Source organism: Acinetobacter sp. Ac_3412 (assembly GCF_013072675.1).
GTDB classification, from domain to species: Bacteria; Pseudomonadota; Gammaproteobacteria; order Pseudomonadales; family Moraxellaceae; genus Acinetobacter; species Acinetobacter higginsii.
This window is the reverse complement of the sequence record NZ_LXUJ01000014.1, coordinates 249,359-268,448: the sequence shown is the minus strand read 5'-3', so window position 1 is coordinate 268,448 and position 19,090 is coordinate 249,359. Positions and strand designations below refer to the sequence as shown.

At 43.1% G+C, this 19,090-nt stretch carries 16 protein-coding genes; 9 read left to right on the top strand and 7 right to left on the bottom strand.

The genetic code is table 11. The features are described 5' to 3' along the window. Positions 1-131: 131 nt before the first annotated feature. Entirely contained in the window at positions 132-782 is a 651-nt protein-coding gene (locus tag A7P54_RS18400) for an HAD family hydrolase (RefSeq protein ID WP_171550434.1), read from the bottom strand. A 183-nt stretch (positions 783-965) separates the two neighbouring features. On the opposite strand from A7P54_RS18400, the gene A7P54_RS18395 reads away from it, so the two are divergent. Together A7P54_RS18395 and ptsP are read left to right on the top strand one after the other, a co-directional pair. Continuing rightward, positions 966-1,442, top strand: coding sequence for an RNA pyrophosphohydrolase (locus A7P54_RS18395; protein ID WP_004656060.1), 477 nt, complete (start codon positions 966-968; stop codon positions 1,440-1,442). Between the two features lie 93 nt (positions 1,443-1,535). Beyond that, on the top strand, positions 1,536-3,830 hold the full coding sequence (gene ptsP / locus A7P54_RS18390; protein ID WP_005200346.1) for a phosphoenolpyruvate--protein phosphotransferase: 2,295 nt from the start codon (positions 1,536-1,538) through the stop codon (positions 3,828-3,830). Positions 3,831-3,908: 78 nt separating this feature from the next. Here ptsP and A7P54_RS18385 read toward each other — a convergent pair whose 3' ends face one another. Next, complete coding sequence (locus A7P54_RS18385) at positions 3,909-4,358, bottom strand: hypothetical protein (protein WP_171550433.1); 450 nt, start codon at positions 4,356-4,358, stop codon at positions 3,909-3,911. 631 nt (positions 4,359-4,989) lie between these two features. Between A7P54_RS18385 and A7P54_RS18380 the strand changes: the two genes are divergently transcribed. The 3 genes from A7P54_RS18380 (at position 4,990) to A7P54_RS18370 (ending at position 7,447) form a co-directional block, all read left to right on the top strand. Further along, positions 4,990-6,510: a catalase gene (locus A7P54_RS18380; RefSeq protein ID WP_004802468.1), complete on the top strand. Its 1,521-nt coding sequence runs from the start codon at positions 4,990-4,992 to the stop codon at positions 6,508-6,510. A gap of 92 nt (positions 6,511-6,602) precedes the next feature. After that, positions 6,603-7,043, top strand: a complete 441-nt coding sequence (locus A7P54_RS18375; protein ID WP_171550432.1) for a DCC1-like thiol-disulfide oxidoreductase family protein — start codon at positions 6,603-6,605, stop codon at positions 7,041-7,043. Beyond that, a complete protein-coding gene (locus A7P54_RS18370; RefSeq protein ID WP_171550431.1) occupies positions 7,040-7,447 on the top strand; it encodes a DoxX-like family protein in 408 nt (135 codons plus the stop codon). Before A7P54_RS18375 ends, A7P54_RS18370 begins: the two co-directional genes overlap by 4 nt. Here A7P54_RS18370 and A7P54_RS18365 read toward each other — a convergent pair. Beyond that, complete coding sequence (locus A7P54_RS18365; protein WP_005315137.1) at positions 7,434-8,486, bottom strand: MBL fold metallo-hydrolase; 1,053 nt, start codon at positions 8,484-8,486, stop codon at positions 7,434-7,436. The two genes, A7P54_RS18370 and A7P54_RS18365, sit on opposite strands and share 14 nt — an antisense overlap. A gap of 391 nt (positions 8,487-8,877) precedes the next feature. On the opposite strand from A7P54_RS18365, the gene A7P54_RS18360 reads away from it, so the two are divergent. After that, on the top strand, positions 8,878-9,786 hold the full coding sequence (locus tag A7P54_RS18360) for a LysR substrate-binding domain-containing protein (RefSeq protein ID WP_171550430.1): 909 nt from the start codon (positions 8,878-8,880) through the stop codon (positions 9,784-9,786). Between the two features lie 64 nt (positions 9,787-9,850). On the opposite strand, the gene A7P54_RS18355 is transcribed toward A7P54_RS18360, so the two are convergent. From A7P54_RS18355 to A7P54_RS18335, 4 genes are all read right to left on the bottom strand, one after another. Beyond that, entirely contained in the window at positions 9,851-10,459 is a 609-nt protein-coding gene (locus A7P54_RS18355; protein WP_171550429.1) for a glutathione S-transferase family protein, read from the bottom strand. 52 nt (positions 10,460-10,511) lie between these two features. Continuing rightward, entirely contained in the window at positions 10,512-11,210 is a 699-nt protein-coding gene (locus A7P54_RS18350; RefSeq protein WP_004802456.1) for a YafY family protein, read from the bottom strand. A 76-nt stretch (positions 11,211-11,286) separates the two neighbouring features. Further along, positions 11,287-11,961 (bottom strand): HAD-IA family hydrolase, encoded by a 675-nt coding sequence (locus tag A7P54_RS18345; protein WP_171550428.1) that lies wholly within the window; start codon positions 11,959-11,961, stop codon positions 11,287-11,289. Further along, the gene (locus tag A7P54_RS18335) at positions 11,958-12,890 is read right to left on the bottom strand and encodes an RluA family pseudouridine synthase (protein ID WP_216077162.1); all 933 of its coding nucleotides are present in this window, start codon (positions 12,888-12,890) and stop codon (positions 11,958-11,960) included. The genes A7P54_RS18345 and A7P54_RS18335 overlap by 4 nt, the downstream gene beginning before the upstream one ends. Before the next feature lie 432 nt (positions 12,891-13,322). Here A7P54_RS18335 and A7P54_RS18330 point away from each other — a divergent pair, with 432 nt between their 5' ends. From A7P54_RS18330 to A7P54_RS18320, 3 genes are all read left to right on the top strand, one after another. Next, a complete protein-coding gene (locus A7P54_RS18330) occupies positions 13,323-13,469 on the top strand; it encodes a hypothetical protein (protein ID WP_004637771.1) in 147 nt (48 codons plus the stop codon). 209 nt (positions 13,470-13,678) lie between these two features. Then, complete coding sequence (locus A7P54_RS18325; RefSeq protein ID WP_171550427.1) at positions 13,679-17,020, top strand: Rne/Rng family ribonuclease; 3,342 nt, start codon at positions 13,679-13,681, stop codon at positions 17,018-17,020. A gap of 194 nt (positions 17,021-17,214) precedes the next feature. Next, positions 17,215-19,056 (top strand): long-chain-acyl-CoA synthetase, encoded by a 1,842-nt coding sequence (locus tag A7P54_RS18320; protein ID WP_171550426.1) that lies wholly within the window; start codon positions 17,215-17,217, stop codon positions 19,054-19,056. The last annotated feature ends 34 nt before the right edge of the window (positions 19,057-19,090 follow it).

Genomic DNA, 19,090 nt, shown 5'->3' with positions numbered 1-19,090 from the left:
CCTATAAATCCAGTAGTGTTATAGCAATAATTTGAATGAATCGGATAATGATTTTTTTAATTTTTTAGCGTGATTAAAGCACTGCCAAATATTCCATTTCATCAAGACATATTTGGCAGCAAATCAAAACTTTAAATCGACCAGTCTTGAATGTCCCAAGCTTGCTGTTGCGCTAGCTTTTCTAAACGATCGTCTGGATTGACCGCAATCGCATGGGTGGCATATTCAAGCAAGAAACGATCATTAATTGAGTCAGAATACGCCCATGACTCGGTCACTGATCGGCCAGCCAACCATTGATCCAGACGTGCGAGCTTGCCTTTTTGATAACACGGAATCCCTGTCACCTTGCCTGTATATTGACCATCAATTACTTCTGCATTGGTGGCAATAATCTCGGTAATGCCAAATTCACGGAAAATCGGTGCGGTAATAAAGTCACTGGTCGCAGTAATTCCAACCAGCTCATGCCCCAATGCTTGGTGTCTTTTAATCGCCTCGAAGCCTTTAGGCCGCATCTGTGGACGGATGACCTTCTGCATAAACAACTGATGTAACTCAGTTAAATAGGCATTGTCGTGTTTGGTCAGGAATTCGAATACAAATTCATTATAAGCAATCGGGTCAAGTTGCCCTGCTTTATAGTCTTCGTAGAATTTGTCATTCATTTGACGATGATGAACTGGATCGACTAAACCTTCATTGACTAAAAATTCACCCCAAGAGTGATCAGAGTCAGTATTTAACAGGGTGTGATCTAAATCAAACAAAGCCAATTGCATAGAATTTCTCGTTTAAACTGAAAATTAAGAAAAAAAATGTAAATCTATCACCGCTAGTCGATAGAAATTCGTTAAGATCATAGCAATTTTTAAACATTTTACTTTGACCTTTTTCGAGTTGGACAAAAGAGTGACTGTCCCCGAGATCAAAGTCAACGATATAGACAAAATTTAGGTAGCCAAATGATCGACTCAGAAGGTTTCCGACCCAACGTCGGGATCATTTTGGCAAACGATGACGGACAAGTTTTATGGGCAAAACGCATTGGTCACAATGCTTGGCAATTTCCACAAGGAGGGATCCAATTTGGTGAAACCCCTGAACAGGCACTTTTTCGTGAACTGAGAGAAGAAGTCGGTTTATTGCCCGAACACGTCCAAATTATAGCGCAAACAAAAGGTTGGCTGCGTTATCGTTTGCCACATCGGTACATTCGGTCAGATTCAGATCCGGTATGTATTGGACAAAAGCAGAAATGGTTTTTACTGAAGTTAACGGCCTCGCCGCATCATATTCAGTTAAACCTATCAGACCCACCCGAATTCGATGAATGGCAATGGGTGAGTTACTGGTACCCATTGGGTCAAGTGGTCAACTTCAAACGTGATGTTTACCGTAAAGCTATGATGGAATTATGTTTACAACTACCTCAGCGCTAATTGTCATGAAATCATCATTTTAAGCAATGATTTTTGGCAACAGAGCTGTTATAACTAGGCCTATAACGATTCAATAAATTGGAGTAAACATCCATGTCAAACATGCAACTCGACACGCTTAGACGCATTGTGCAAGAAATCAATGCGTCCGTCAGTTTGCATGATTCCTTGGACATTATGGTCAATCATGTGGCCGATGCCATGCATGTGGATGTCTGTTCAATTTATTTATTGGACGAGCGTAATCGTCGTTATGTACTGATGGCGTCTAAAGGGTTAAAACCAGAGGCGGTTGGCACCGTATCACTCAGTGTCGGTGAGGGTTTGGTTGGCTTGGTCGGTCAACGTGAAGAAATCGTTAACTTAGACAATGCCCCTAAACATGAGCGCTTTGCCTATTTACCTGAAACAGGTGAAGAGCTATTCAACTCCTTCCTTGGCGTTCCAGTGATGTATCGCCGTAAGGTAATGGGGGTGCTGGTTGTTCAAAATAAAGAGTCTCAAGACTTTAGCGAAGCCGCTGAATCATTCTTGGTCACACTTTGTGCACAGCTCTCAGGTGTAATTGCTCATGCACATGCTGTGGGAAATATTGATGTGTTCCGTAAACCCAGCAATGGCCCGAGCTATAAAACCTTCCAAGGTGTGTCTGGTGCAGGTGGTGTGGCCTTAGGTCGTGCCATCGTGTTGTACCCTCCTGCTGATCTTGCTGCGATCCCAGATCGTGAAGCCGAAGACATCAGTGACGAATTAGAATTATTGGATCAAGCCATTGCTGCAGTACGTTTAGAGATTCAGTCCCTAGATGAAAAAATGCAAGATTCATTGATGTCTGAAGAACGCGCCTTATTTAGCGTGTTCTTAAGAATGCTTGATGAAAATGCTTTGCCAAGCGAAATCAAAGACCATATTCGTGCAGGCAGTTGGGCTCAAGGTGCGGTACGCAAAGTCATCGACAAACATGTCGCGTTATTTGCACAAATGGAAGATGACTACCTGCGTGAACGTGTTTCTGATCTGAAAGATCTTGGGCGCCGAATCTTGGCTTGCTTGCAAGAAAACGATACCAGTCATCGTGAACTCAGCCCAGACAGCATTTTGATTGGTGAAGAGATCAGCACGGCAGCCTTGGTGGAATTGCCCGTGGATAATATTGCGGCGATTGTCACTTCTGAGGGTGCGGCCAACTCACATATGGTGATTGTTGCACGCGCCTTGGGCATTCCAACTGTGGTGGGGGTAACCGAGTTACCAATCACTACACTGGATGATATCGAAATGATTGTGGATGCCTATCAAGGCCGTGTTTTCGTCAATCCACCGCGTCGTCTACGTCAACGTTATAAAGAAGTACAAAAAGAAGAAGAGCAAATCGCCAAAGATTTGAAGCAATACGAAACCAAAGATGCGATTACGCCAGATGGCGTGTCGATTCCTTTATTCGTCAATACCGGTTTGATGATTGATGTGGTACGTGGTGTACAACGAGGTGCCAAAGGTGTTGGCTTATATCGTAGTGAAATTCCATTCATGTTACGTGAGCGCTTCCCTGGCGAAGAAGAACAACGCGCCATCTATCGCCAACAATTAAGCCATTTTGCCAACAAGCCTGTGATTATGCGCACCCTCGATATTGGTGCGGACAAGGACTTACCGTATTTCAGTATTGAAGAAGAAAATTCAGCATTGGGTTGGCGTGGTATCCGCTTTACTCTTGACCATCCTGAAATTTTCTCTGCACAAATTCGTGCCATGCTGAAAGCCAGTATTGGTCTAAATAATTTGCATATCTTGTTGCCAATGGTGACCAGTGTCAGTGAAGTTGAAGAAGTACTGTATCTGTTAGAACGTGACTGGATTGCGGTACAAGAAGAAGAGCAAGTTAAAATCACCAAACCTAAAATCGGGATTATGGTTGAAGTACCAAGTGTACTTTTACAGATTGATGAATTTGCCGAACTGGTTGATTTCTTCTCGGTGGGCTCAAACGACTTAACCCAGTATTTACTGGCAGTCGATCGGAATAACCCGCATGTGGCCAACGTCTATTCGCATTTTCATCCATCGGTACTACGCGCACTAAAACGTTTGGTTCAAGACTGTCATATCCATCAGAAACCAGTCAGCGTCTGTGGTGAAATGGCAGGAGATCCATTGTCTGCAATATTATTGATGGCGATGGGTTTTAACACCCTTTCTATGAGTTCAAGCAATATTCTCAGAGTACGCAAAGCGATTTGTCATGTCCCAATGACTGATGCTAAAAAACTGTTGGATGATGTGCTGCAAATGAACAACCCACTGGTGATTAAAAGTTGGCTTGAACATTATTTCAAGACCCACGGTCTTGCCGATATGGTCAAATCCAATCGTATGCTCAATGTCTAAGCTCGACATTGCGATATAAGACCAAACATAAAAAAGGGCGATACTTTTAATGAGATCGCCCTTTTTCAATACATATGCTTATTTTGCTGAACGCAGGTAAATCTGTTGTTTGCCGCCATTCAAAGTAACGCTTGGAAATTTACGATCATAATCAATCACAATCGCATCTTTGCCAGTTAAATTCTTGGCATCCGATTCCCAAGTCACATAGTATTTGATTTTAGCATCATCCCGAACTGAGGGCTGAATAAGCTTACGGTGATCTGCAGGCACAGTAAAATCAACCGCAAATGGGACCTGAGAGATTTGAACTTTTTTCTGTTGAATCAAAGTCGCTGGAACATCCGCGATCTGACTGTCCACTGCATATAAGCTTACTGTACCCTGTTGTTGCGTTACCGCATAATTTCCTTGCCCAACAAACTCAACCTTCAAGGAATTTGCTTTAGCCTCATCTTTTTGTGGCATGGAAGTACAACCTGCTAAAACAGTTAAAGACAACCCGAAACTCAATGCTAACTTTTTCATTTTTTTAATCTCTTCAAAGATAAGCACAAAATAACATAGCAAACGTAAAAATCTTAAGGGTTTACATATTTACTACTGAGCATCTGCTTTTAGATAACAAGAAAAGTATGCTGAATAAATTCAGTCGTTTTAACTGTACTCACTGAGTAAATTAATCAATTTTAAGATACATCAAAAACCATGAGAGAAATCAATTTAGGACTTTTTACATAACTCCAACAGGTAAAATAGGCCCTTTTATAAAAGAACTGATGTCTTTCTCACTTTCCAAAACAAACACTAGATTCAATTTTAACTAAAACCCAGTAAAGCAGTAAGTCTTTATTTTTTCGCTATCTTTTATCTTTTTTTAACAAATCTAACATTCAAAAAAGTACAGTTCATGTTTAAGATTTAGACAGCTTCAATCGAATAAAGCATTTATGACATCAACTTTAATCCATTGGAAAAAAAGCTTTCATCAACCTAGAGTAAAAATACAAAGGATGGGAACTTGATCATTGTAAATCGCACTTAGGCATCTGATATTTCGATACCCAATTTGCACATGAGACAGTTAAACATTCATATCTTTGAACGGTCAAACAGTTGAGGTGACCTCACTCACGGGTCATCTTGATGGAGATAGAACATGAGCCAAGACGATAAAAAATGTCCTTATAGCCACTTAACTACTGACTTCGGCGCACCTGTCGTCGACAACCAAAATAGTATGACCGCAGGTGCTAGAGGACCATTATTAGCCCAAGATTTATGGCTAAATGAAAAACTTGCCAACTTTGTCCGTGAAGTCATTCCTGAGCGCCGTATGCATGCCAAAGGTTCAGGTGCATTTGGTACATTCACTGTAACCCATGATATTACTCAATATACCCGCGCTAAAATTTTTAGCGAAATCGGTAAAAAAACTGAAATGTTTGCTCGCTTTACCACAGTTGCAGGTGAACGTGGTGCAGCAGATGCGGAACGAGATATCCGTGGTTTTGCTTTAAAATTTTACACTGAAGAAGGTAACTGGGACATGGTCGGGAACAATACCCCTGTGTTCTTCTTACGTGATCCACGTAAATTCCCAGATTTAAACAAAGCGGTAAAACGCGACCCTAAAACCAATATGCGTAGTGCGACCAATAACTGGGATTTCTGGACATTACTTCCAGAAGCATTACACCAAGTGACGATCGTGATGTCTGATCGCGGTATTCCTTCAAGTTACCGCCATATGCATGGTTTTAGTAGCCATACTTATAGTTTTATTAATGCAGCCAATGAGCGTTTCTGGGTGAAATTCCACTTTAGAACACAACAAGGGATTAAAAATTTAACCGATGCAGAAGCTGGCGAATTGGTGGGTCAAGATCGTGAAAGTCATCAACGTGATCTGTTCGATGCGATTGAACGACAAGACTATCCAAAATGGACGCTTTTCGTACAAATCATGCCAGAGCAAGATGCCGAGAAAGTTCCGTATCACCCATTTGACTTAACCAAGGTTTGGCCTCACGGCGACTACCCATTGATTGAAGTTGGTGAATTTGAACTGAACCGTAATTCAGAAAACTTCTTCTTAGATGTGGAACAATCTGCTTTTGCACCAAGTAACTTAGTACCTGGTATCAGTGTTTCACCAGACCGTATGTTACAAGCGCGTTTATTTAACTATGCAGATGCTCAACGCTACCGTCTCGGTGTGAACTACCAACAAATTCCAGTCAACGCCGCACGTTGCCCTGTACATAGTAACCACCGCGATGGTCAAGGCCGTATCGACGCCAACTATGGTGGCTTACCACATTATGAGCCAAACAGCTTCGGTCAATGGCAAGAGCAGCCTCAGTACAAAGAGCCCCCATTGAAAATTAATGGCGATGCCGATTTCTGGGATTATCGTGAAGATGACAATGACTATTTCAGCCAACCACGTGCATTGTTTGAATTGATGACACCTGAACAACAACAAGCCCTGTTTGGTAATACCGCACGTGCGATGGGTGATGCCTTAGATTTCATCAAGTATCGTCACATCCGTAACTGCTATGCTTGCCATCCTGCTTATGGTGAAGGTGTTGCCGCAGCACTAGGGCTTAGTGTTGCTGATGCTCAGGCAGCACGTGAAACTGATCCAGCCCGCCATTTACCAAGCTTCCTATAAGCTTTGAAATGCTAAAACAAAAGCCATCCTCGGATGGCTTTTTTTATGGAATTGGGTGACAATTTATTCAAAACAACATCAGAAAAACAACCATGCCAAAACCATTAAAGCAGCTGATTCAAGCCCATAACATCATCTTGTTTGATGCTGAGTGTGTGCTGTGCTCAGCATGGGCAGATTTCATGATCAAGCATGATCAACACTGCCAATTCAAACTAGTTTCAGTGCAATCCAATATCGGACAGCAACTCCTCACCTATTGCCATCTGCCTACCGATCATTTTGAAACGATGGTCTTACTGGAAAATAGTCAATGTTATACCGAATCGACCGCCTTTCTACGTATTATGCAACGACTGGATTTCCCTTATCGCAGCTTGAAATATGCCCATCTTGTGCCTCAAACCATCCGAGATTTTGCTTATCGTCGTATTGCACTCAATCGTTATCGCCTATTTGGTCAAGCCGAACAATGCTATCGAGTGACACCTGAAACTCAGCAGCATTTTCTATTGGATGAGGTCTTAACATGAATAGCCAGAACCAGACCATTCAACAGATCTTACGGTTTTGTCAGTTAATTATTGCAGTGCTTTGGATTTATCAGGGGTTGATTCTCAAACTGATATTTCAGGTTGAAGGTGAATACTATGTCTGGCAACAACTCAATATTGCAGCCCCCTATATTCCGTGGATGATTTCACTGTCGGGCATTGCCGAGATCATTTTTGGTAGTCTATTTTTATTTTTAACTCATAAGTATTTACATTGGCTCAGCATTATCAGCCTGATTGGGTTATTTATTTTCGTTTTGTATATTTATCCCAATCAGATCTATCAAGCCTTTAATCCTGTGGTCATGAATATAGCACTTACGAGCCTTTCTGTGATTTCATTGTGGTGTATCAAAGCACGACATAATGCTAAGCACGAATAAAGTGCCCTTCACGGATACAATAAAACGGATTCACCAATTTTGAAGAGGATTTCATGGCTTGCTGCAATTCATGCTCAGGGGCATCACGATCTTCATCCGTAAGCTGGAAGGTGCGGTAATGTATCGCCAAGGAACGATGAGCATGCAGATCTAAATGGGCATGAAAAGCATCTTGCGGATTCATATGCACATAGCGCATCAGCATGCGTGGTTCATAAGCACCGATCGGCAATAACGCCACTCGCGCATCGCCATAACGTTCATGGATTTGTTTAAAGTGCGTGGAATAGCCCGTATCCCCAGCAAAGAAACAATGGCCTGTTTTAGCAAGCAAGGAAAAACCGCCCCACAATGCTCTATTTTGATCACGCACTCCACGCCCAGAAGTATGCTGTGCAGGCGTATAAGCGATCTTCAACTCATCATGAAATGGAATCTCCTGCCACCAATCCATTTCAATCACATGTAAGTGCTTAGGCAGATAATAACCATTGCCCAAGCCCGTATAAATTGGCATTTCAAATTTCTGATGTAACCATTCTAAAGTCGCCAGATCCATATGATCATAATGATTGTGGCTCAATAACACGCCATGAATGGTTGGAAGATGTTCTAGGGCAATACCAGCAGGACAAACACGTTGTGGACCATTGCCCTGTTTCGGACTGACATATTCACACCAAACTGGATCAGTTAAAAAGTTATAAGGGCCGATTTGAATAAGAACTGTTGCATGACCGACAAACCAGATTTGCCAATCATTGAGATCTGCATGCGGGCGGTTCTGCGGAAGTTCCAACATATGATTCCGCATATTCCATTCATGCGAACGATCTACCGTCCATGTCGATGATTTACGTGTCGCCAGCCATTTGAGCAAACCTTTACGATCAAATGGTGTTAAGGGTTTCTGTAAATTATAAAAACGGTCAATGCCACAATGATCAGAAGCCTCATGTGGAAAAGGAGGTTTCCCCCAAGTATGGCTCAAGCAAGATTGTGTCGGCAATTGATAGGTTAATGTCGGCTTATCTTTCATGTACGTCTTCTTTGGTGGAATCTCATCGCATGAGGTGAATGGTTTGGTATACCGTTTAGGTCATGGACTATTTTTTAATGCGATAGCCTTTCAAATCATAATGATTTTTTAGGATTCTCGTCTTATTCCAAATCACTATAATCGGTCTTTGATCCTAACATAAGCTTGTTAGTTATGCTGATTTTCTCTGGTAGAGTCAACACAATTTTACCGAACTAATAACGCACAATGACAATTCAAGCCAAGGGCTAAACATCAGCTTTTGCGCTATTTCTTATATTTTAGAAAAAAGCATATTGTATATAAAATAAGCTCAGATATAATGCGCCAACAACATGATATTCCCATCATGATAACTAAAATAATAGTAAGACACATTTGGATCAGTCTTATGGAATTACGTCATTTACGCTATTTCATTACCGTTGCTGAAGAGCTCAGTTTCAGTAAAGCAGCGCTTAAATTACACACGTCGCAACCTTCACTCAGCCAGCAAATTAAAGATCTCGAAGATGATGTTGGTGTACAACTGTTGCATCGGACCAAGCGCAAAGTAGAGCTAACTGACGAAGGCCAAGTTTTTCTCGAACAAGCACGTTTAACCCTCACTCAAGCAGACAAAGCCATTACCATGGCGCGACAGGTTGCTGCAGCCAAAGTACAATTTTTAAAAATTGGTTTTGTGCCCTCTGCTGAAATTCGCATTTTCCCTTATATTTTGCCGCGTTTAAGAGTTCGCCTGCCCAAACTGCAAATTCGTACGCTTAACCTTAAAGAAAGCGATCAAATCAATCTGCTGAAAAAAGGTGATTTAGACCTGATTTTTATTAATCAAAGATTTGAAAATGATGCATTTGCAAGTCAATTGATACTCAAAGAACCCTTGGTATTTATGCTACCGAAACAACATCCTTTGGCACAGCATGCACAGATCAACATTGATCAATTACAGGGTTTAGCCCTGACCATTTTAACCCACAAACTGTCTCAGCCTTTGGCACGAATCATTACCCAATACATTAAACAGCAGCAGATTCATTTTCAAAGCATCGATGAAGCCAACAACATTGCCGAAGCGATTCAAGCGGTCCATTCTGGGCAGCGTTGTGCCATTTTACCGGCCTATATCCAAGCCTTAGCCACCGACCAAATTGTCGTCAGATCATTGCATCATCCGCTGCCCTGCCTCGACGTTTTCATGGCTTACCCAAAAAATGAGTCGAACCTTGCCACACAGCAATTCCTAGAAGAAATTCGACATATATTTGGCTTAGATAGCGCCCATTTGAATTCGCAATGAATTCCTCACAAATAAAAAAGCCGAATCAATCGGCTTCCGTATTTTTTAAGTAAAGCCTATTGGCTTAGGCATTACTAAAAAATTCAGCAAATTTCTGATAACTTGGTCGCTGTTTAATGTTTTCTAAATAGTGCTCAATCGCAGGATGAGACTGAATATCGCCCATCTTAAGCTGCCAAAATAACATCGCAGAAACCGTGACATCCGCAGCAGTAAACTGTTTGCCACATAAATAGGGATCAACTTGATTGAGACCTTGTACAAAGGCGTTATAGGCATCTTGATAATCGCCATATCCAACTGAACCTTTCTGATCGGGCTTCACCTCAACACCGAGCATTTTATTGGTTGAAGCGGCTTCCCAAGGCCCAGAGATGAAGAATAACCAACGATAATACACGCCACGTTTTGGATCATTCAGTGCGGGTGCCAAGCCTTTATCTGCAAATTTATCGGCTAAATAAGCACAAATTGCATCCAGTTCATACACCACCACATCACCATCGACAAGAACAGGTACTTTGCCAAATGGATTGATTTTTAAATATTCAGGTGCTTTCATCTCAGTTTGAAAAGCAACCTCAATACGTTCGCATTCAATGCCAAGCTCGATCAGCAGCCAGTCAACAACGACGCCGCGCGAAAAACTATTGGTATAAAGTTTAAGTGCCATTTTGATATTTCCTTGGTGAGTTATTCTTATTTCAATGTAATTGTTTTGATTGTCAGTTTTTGTCAGTAGTCTCACGGCACATTTCCTGTGCCCACCATTGTTGAAATAATTGTTGTTTGAATTGCGGATACAGCTCCTGACTTAGATTCAACGCTCGAATCCGATCAATACGGAAGTGACGAAAACCTTTACGTAGCTCACACCATGCTGCTAACACAATCCGATCATTAAAATAACCTAGCGCAAATGGCCACAAAATACGAGAACTTACCCGTTGTTGTTCGTCGGCATAATCTACGGTAATTTTTAACTGCTGGCGGATGGCCAAGCGCACTTGCTCCACCAAAGTTTCATCGACAGGTAACCAGACATTGATCGATCTTAAAGTGGTTTGTTCAAGTTGATGCTGACAATGCTCAGGCAGTACTGCATTGAGCTTTGCCAACACCGAAGTTGAGGCCGATTTCAAAGCCAAATCAGGAATATCGCTCAACCAATTCAGCGCTAAAAAAATTGCTTCGATCTCGGTTTCATTCAGCGTCATCGGCGGAAGCAGGAAATCTTGTTTTAGTTGAAACCCTAATCCAGCGGCAGCATCAATACAAACACCCTGCTCACGCAAGGTTTCGATATCACGATAGACACTGCGCTGACTAATCTGTAAACGCTCTGCCAACACCTGTGCGGTCACAGGATAGCGATATTCTCTAAGCAGCTGTAATAGATTGAGCAAACGGATTGAACGACTCATGTTGTCCCTATTGTTATTATGGATGATGGGAATGCAAACACTCCCATCATTGTCGTTTCATATGGATGTGGATGGATTAACTCTCGGTTAAGGCTGCCACATTCAGCACACTTTGCAAATAAGCATGCAGCTCCTGCACATTGTGCGCGATGGTGAGTGGCTGAAATTGCTGCAAGACTTCAATGCTATGCACCCCATAACTCACCCCAATCCGTGGCATATTCAGAGTTTGCGCCATTTCCAAGTCATAACTGGTATCACCCACCATAACAGCACGATCAGCAGCGACATCCAGCTCAGTCAAAATTTCCTGCAGCATCAATGGATCTGGCTTGGATTTGGTTTCACTGGCTGCACGGGTAATATCAAAGATCTCATAGCTATTGGTTTGTGCCAAAACCCGATCTAAACCTTTACGACTTTTGCCTGTTGCCACAGCAAGCTTTAAGCCCTGCTGTTTTAAATCAGCGAGCAGCTCTGCAACACCGCTAAACCACACATCCCCTTTGGAGTTTGCCACATAATGATCTGCATAACATTGCAAAATATCTTGCTGTAAATGCGGAACTTGCGGAAACAGTATTTGCATGACTTCAGGTAAACCTAAGCCAATAATGCTTTTTGCAGCTTCATCCGTAAGCGGTTGTTCAAATTGCTGTGCTGCATATTGCAAACTTGCTACGATTTGCCCAACCGAATCGAATAAGGTGCCATCCCAATCAAAAATCACCAGTTCGATATTTTGACTCATTTCTGCTTTCTCAACTGATCGATCACCTGTTGCATATCTTCAGGCATTGGCGCTTCAATGCTTGGATAGTTGGGAATGTCTAAACGCATGGCATGTAGGCACAAACGGCGGGCTTCCGGACCGGTATAGGCCGTATTGTGTCCGTATTTATCATCCCCGACTAAAGGGTGACCAATACTGAGACCATGTACACGGATTTGATGGGTCCGGCCAGATAACGGTGATGCATGCACCAAAGTCGCGGCTTTAAAACGTTCAACCACTTTCCAATCGGTTTTACTCGGCTTACCGTCTTTGGTGACACGGACACGACGTTCGCCATTGGCCAGTTCATAACGCAATAACGGCGCATCAATCAATTGCTGATCCAAACTGACTTGTCCTTTGACAATCGCTGCATAAGTTTTTTGAATTTTATGCTCGCGCAGTAAATCCTGTAGCAGCTTTAAAGTACTGCGTTTTTTACTGATCATCACCAAGCCAGAAGTATCACGGTCAATACGGTGGATCAGTTCCAAGTATTTTTTACCTGTCGCGGCACGCAAGGCTTCGATTAAGCCATAGGCCACCCCACTACCGCCATGCACCGCAATCCCTGACGGTTTATTAACGACCAATAGCCCTTCATCCTCATACACCACACGGCTGAGTAGACTTTGTGCCACGCCATCACTCACTGGTGCCGCAGTTTCATCCTTTTGTTCATAGCGGATTGGTGCGACACGAATCTGGTCGCCAATCTTCAAACGTGTCTCTGCTTTTATTCTTTTTTTATTAACGCGTACTTGTCCTTCACGAACCAAACGGTAGATTCGACTCTTCGGTACACCTTTTAATCGGGTAAATAAAAAATTATCTATTCGCTGCCCGTCTTGATGCTCATCCACGTCAAACCAAGTGACACTTTGCCATTGTTGTGTAGAATTCATACGCTCGATTAATCCAAGATTTGTTAAATATGATTAAAAAATGATCATTTAGCTAAGTTATTTCACAAGAAACCTAAACTTAGCCCATAGGCAGATGCCGCAAGGTTTGATATATTCAGCGCACGGATACCACCGTAAGTGAGCATCAAATCAGAAATTTTATTTAGATAAAATTTTTAATCGATGAGATATTCACCAACAACTCGGATAGGTCCTAAAGAATTATGCCGACGCCGAAGGCTTATTATATCGGCAAAATGGCAAACTGTTGCGTTTAATTGTGCATATGCACATACAGTTTGTTCAGAAAAAATATGTCGCCAGCAATTTGCTGGTTATTAAACGTAAACTGATCCACATCAGACAATTTGCTCCCTGATGTCGCATTCAGGCTAAAGCGTTGATGCATTGGAACTGCTAAGCAGAGATACGATGATCATTCCGTATCAAGACTTCCAGATGGATCGACTTCAATGCTTAATGACAGTGAAAGTCACCATCCAATGCACCGCTCACCCGCCAGTGAAGCGTACAGGAAACTTTGATTATGTCGGATCTAGTGATATTTCACAGATGTAAGACATACATGAAATATCAACGGATTCAAGATTGAAGCAGTATTGCCGACATCGAAATAACCGTATCAAACCCCCAGCTGGATATTTACAGTCAGTGGTTTCAGAGCTTCCTACACAACGTTGCTTCTGAGTCTTGATCGCGCCAATTTGATGTTTGCTCAAAAATATTGGGCTTGTTGTCTGTGTGCATCACTATTAGGTGTCACACCCATGAAACGTATGTTGATTAATGCAACCCACGCCGAAGAAGTTCGCGTTGCACTTATCACTGGTAATCGTCTTTACGATTTCGATTTAGAGAATCGTACTCGCGAACAAAAAAAATCAAATATCTATAAAGGTCATGTCACTCGAGTTGAACCGTCTTTAGAAGCGGTTTTCGTTGAGTACGGCGCACAGCGTCAAGGCTTTTTATCGATGCGAGAAATTGCAAACTCGTATTTCAAAGCAGACCCTCGTCAAACTTCAAATATTCGTGAACTCATCACTGAAGGCACTGAATTATTGGTTCAAGTTGAAAAAGAAGAACGCGGCAACAAAGGTGCTGCCCTGTCTACTTTTATCTCACTTGCGGGTCGTTATTTGGTCCTCATGCCAAACAATCCAAAAGGTGGCGGTATTAGCCGTCAAATTTCGGGTTCAGTGCGTGAAGAACTGAAAGAAATTTTAGCTTCTTTAAATGTACCGCGTGGCATGAGCGTGATCGTTCGTACTGCAGGTATTGGCCGTACACAAGAAGAGTTACAACTCGACTTACAACACTTACTCGACCTTTGGGCTCAAATCCAAGGTTCAGCAGGTTCTGGTCCATCACCAATGCTGGTTCATCAAGAAGCTGGTGTGGTGACCCGTGCAATCCGTGATTATTTACGTGATGACGTGGCTGAAATCCTGATTGATAGCGAGCAAGCCTATAACGAAGCGTATAACTTCGTAAAAGCAGTAATGCCACGTCAGTTAGACAAACTCAAAACCTATACCTTGAATGAGCCACTCTTTGCTCATTTTGGGATTGAAAGCCAGATCCAAACGGCTTATGAACGTGAAGTAAAACTTCCTTCTGGTGGTTCAATCGTGATTGACCAAACCGAAGCATTGGTATCGATCGATATCAACTCGGCGAAATCAACCCGCGGTCATGATGTTGAAGAAACGGCGCTCAATACCAACTTGGAAGCAGCCGAAGAAATCGCACGTCAACTTCGTTTACGCGATATTGGTGGCTTAGTGGTGATCGACTTCATCGACATGACCAAAGACCGTAACCAGCGTATGGTTGAAGCGAAATTACGTGAAGCAACGCAAAGTGATCGCGCACGTATCCAATTCGGTCAACTGTCACGTTTTGGTCTGATGGAAATGAGCCGTCAACGCCTACGTCCTTCGCTAGAAGAAGCGACTGGCTACGTGTGCCCACGCTGTCATGGTACGGGTATGGTACGTGACTTACGTTCACTGTCACTTTCGATTATGCGTAAGGTTGAAGAAATTGCTTTACGTGAACGTCAAGGTGAAGTTCAAGTCGAAGTCCCTGTGGAAATCGCAGCCTTCTTATTGAATGAAAAACGTCACAGCCTAGTTTACTTAGAGCAAACCTCAAATGTACGTGTTACCGTATTGCCTCACCCGCACTTGGAAACACCACATTACCAAATCCAGTTCAATCCAGATGGTTTCGCCCCTTCTAGTTATGAACGTACTGAAGCCACCCGTTCAAGCGAAAAAGAACTGGGCTATGAATCTTCAGACTGGCATTTAGAAGATGCAGAGCATCACCATGCACCTGCTGCACAAAACCAAGCTGCTGCACCACAGAAGAAAGCGGCTCAGCAACATGCTGCGCAAGCAAAACAAACTCAAGCAAGCACGCAAAAGTCAGCAAGTCCTTGCGCTTGGTTAGAGAACTTATTTGTTCAAAAACAAGCACAAACCACCGATCAATCTCGTTCTGCACAAAATGCAGCAGCCGCGATTGAACAAATGGTGAATAACGGTGCGGTGAGCCGCGGTCAGTTTGGCCAAGTCAATACACCAGCAATCGCTGAAGTTACTGCGCCAACTGCAAACAATGCTTATATTTCACAAAACCCTGTGAAACAAGAAGCACGTGAAAGCTTTGAGAAAGACGAGAAATCACATCGTCCGAACCAAAACCAGAAGAAGCGCAAGCACAAAGAACAACGTGAGCAACATGCACATGCGCATGAACAACAAAATCAAGTGCATGAAGAAGTGGTCCAACTGTCACGCCAAGAACAGCGCCATGAGCAACGTGAGCTAAAACGTCAACAAAAACGTCAACAGCCACAAGAATCTCAAAACCAGCAACAGCATCATGATGCTGCTCAAGGAAATGAGTCTGCGCCTTTACCACGTCGTGACCGTAACCAACAACGTCCAAATCGACCAAATCGCCATCGTGACCAGAGTGTGTTAAATGAAACACCGACGGCTGCACCTGAAGCTGTGGTAAATCCACAACAGGTTAAAGTGGATGTGGTCGATGCACCTCGCAGTGAACCAATGAACACAGCGCTTGTTGTGAATATTGATCAAGGTCAAAGTGAAATTGTTGCATTAAATGCACAACAGGCAACAGCGCCAGCGGCTAAAGCAGAAAAAGCAAAACCTGTTGTAGAAAAAGTTGAAACACCTGCGCCAGCTCAAGTAGAACAAGCGACTACTGAAAAAGCACCTGTTGAAGAAACTGCACAAGCACCTGCACAACGTGCCAGCAATGATCCACGTTCACGTCGTCGTCAGCGCAACCACCAAACTGCACCGAAAACGGCTACAGTAAAAGTTGCACTGTCGCAGACACCTACGTTAGGACAATATACGCTGGGTAGCTTGATTCGTCATGTCTATGGTGATGATTGCACAATCCTGATTGAGCAATTCGGCTTAGTCACCACCTTTAACCGCGCTTTACAAAAGTTCGCTGAACAATATGCAAATAGTTTAGTGACTGAAACCGTCGTTAAAGAAGACAAACGCCCTGTCACACGTGATGCTGAACTTCCGACTCAGAAGCCAACTGAAGAAGCTGAACCTGCACCAGTGTTAGCATTAACACCACCGGACGCAGCGGCAGTTCGTGTTGCCAATGACCCGCGTGAACGTCGCCGTTTAGCGAAAATGGCCGCGGAGCAGGCAAAAGAAGCACATGTTGCCTCAAATGCAACGCCAGCTCCTGTAGAAACGACTGAATCGAAAGAAGAAGTGAAACAAGCAGACGATGCGGTTGTCGCAGAAGCAGCAACTGCACCAGAGCAACAACCTTTAGAACTTGCTAGTACAGAGACTGTTGCAGAAGTTGCACCAGTTGAGGCTGAAGCAGTCGAACCTACTGTGGTTGCTGAAGTTGAAACCGTGACCGAAGCTGTTGCAGAAGTTACTGAACCTGCTCAACCGGTTGAAAAAGCTGAACAAGCAACAACTACGACAGAAACAGAATTGGATGATGAAGCAGCGAAAGCGGAAAAAGAGAAATCGAACCGCCCTCCTCGTCGTCCACGCGGACGTCCACCAAAAAAGACCACAGCTGAGTGAGTAATTTGCTAAATTGCACTCAATAAGGCGAAGCCTAGTCATTTCGATGACTAGGCTTTTTTGTTATTTTGTCAAATTAGGTTGATTGCTCTAGGCACTTACCATTACAAAACAGCATTAACAAAATGGTGTGAATGGTTGTGTTCTAACGGATAGCCATTTCTTGGATTGATCGAAAAATAAATAGGATTGATATGAGCCAAACTACGCAGACCGATATTATTACCCTTGGTGATGTCGCTACTCGACTTCCTAACTTCATCACTAAAGTACCTCATATCCTCAATGGTCTTAAACAAGCATATTTGCGAACGCCAACATCTCCTGCTGGTTTAGGTATTGCCTTTGAAAAAGCAGTCAAGCGTAACTCTCAAGGCATCGCACTGTTATTTGAAGATCAAAGCTATAGTTACCAAGCACTCAATGAGTGGGCAAACCAGATTGCACATTACTACTTATCGCTTGGGGCAAAGAAAGGTGATGTGATTGCAGTGATGGTTGAAAACCGTCCTGAACTGATTGCCTCTATCGTTGCTTTGGCAAAAATTGGGGTCACGATTGCGCTTGTGAATACCTCACAAGTCGGTAAGGTACTCGCGCACAGTATTAATCTGGTCAATCCAATTGCCGTGATTGCAGGTGAAGAAGTTCGCGCTGCAATTGATGAAGCACGCCAAGACTTAAAAGTTGCTCAAGATCGTTTCCACTGGTTTGCGGACCAAGAAACCCGTAAACATGCAGGCACGGCACCAGCAGGTTACCTGAACCTTGCCGAACAAATTGACCAGTTTCCAAAATTCAATCCATCCACCACACGTACCGTGACAGGTAAAGATGGACTGTTCTATATCTACACTTCAGGCACCACAGGCTTACCAAAGGCCGTAATTTTCACGCATAGCCGTTGGACATTGGCATATGGGACTTATGGCCATATTCTCAATCTCGGTAAAGATGATGTGATGTATGTGACCCTACCGCTTTACCACGCAACGGGTGTGGTGGTGTGTTGGTGTGGTGTGATTGCAGGCAGTGCCACACTGGCAGTACGCCGTAAGTATTCAACCAGTGCCTTCTGGAAAGATGTGCAAAAGTTCGATGCCTCTGCAATCGGTTATGTTGGTGAATTGTGTCGCTATCTGATTGATGCCCCTGTCACAGAACAGGATCGCGCGCATCGTGTAACCAAGATGATCGGAAATGGCATGCGTCCGAATATCTGGGGCAAATTCAAAGAACGTTTTGGCGTCGAAGAAGTGCTTGAACTTTATGCTTCAAGCGAAGGCAACGTTGGTTTTAGCAACATCTTTAACTTTGATAATACGGTTGGCTTCTCTCCAACGCCGTATGCGATCGTTGAATTCGACAAAGAAAAGAATGAACTGGTCCGCGATAAGAAAGGCCACTGTAAGAAAGTGAAGACTGGTGAAGTGGGCTTGCTGATTGGCAAAATCACCAGCCGTTCACCTTTTGATGGCTATACTGATCCTGAAAAGAACAAATCGGTGATCTTGAAAGATGTGTTTACTCAAGGTGACTCCTATTTCAATACAGGTGACTTGGTTCGTGATATTGGTTTCCGCCATGCGCAGTTTGTGGACCGTTTAGGAGATACTTTCCGTTGGAAAGGTGAAAACGTTTCAACCACAGAAGTTGAAAATATGGTCTGCGAATATGAAAAGATCGTAGAAGCAGTGGTCTACGGCGTTGAAATTCCAAATACCAATGGTCGTGCAGGTATGGCCGCGATTACTTTGGTTGATGGCGCAGCACTCAATGATGCAGATTTAACCGATATGGTCAATGTATTCAAAAAATGCTTACCATCTTATGCCATTCCAGTATTTTTGCGTGTTCAAGAGAAAGTTGAAACCACAGGCACATTTAAATACCAGAAGAATAAACTGAAAGAAGATGGCTTTAATCCAGGCAAAACTTCTGAACGTTTACTGGTTTTATTACCGGGTGCAAGCAGCTACACTGATGTAAATACAGAGATCTTTGACAATATTCAGAGCTATCAATACCGTTTCTAGTTTATTTTTTAGCTAAACAAGAGGAAATCGTGCT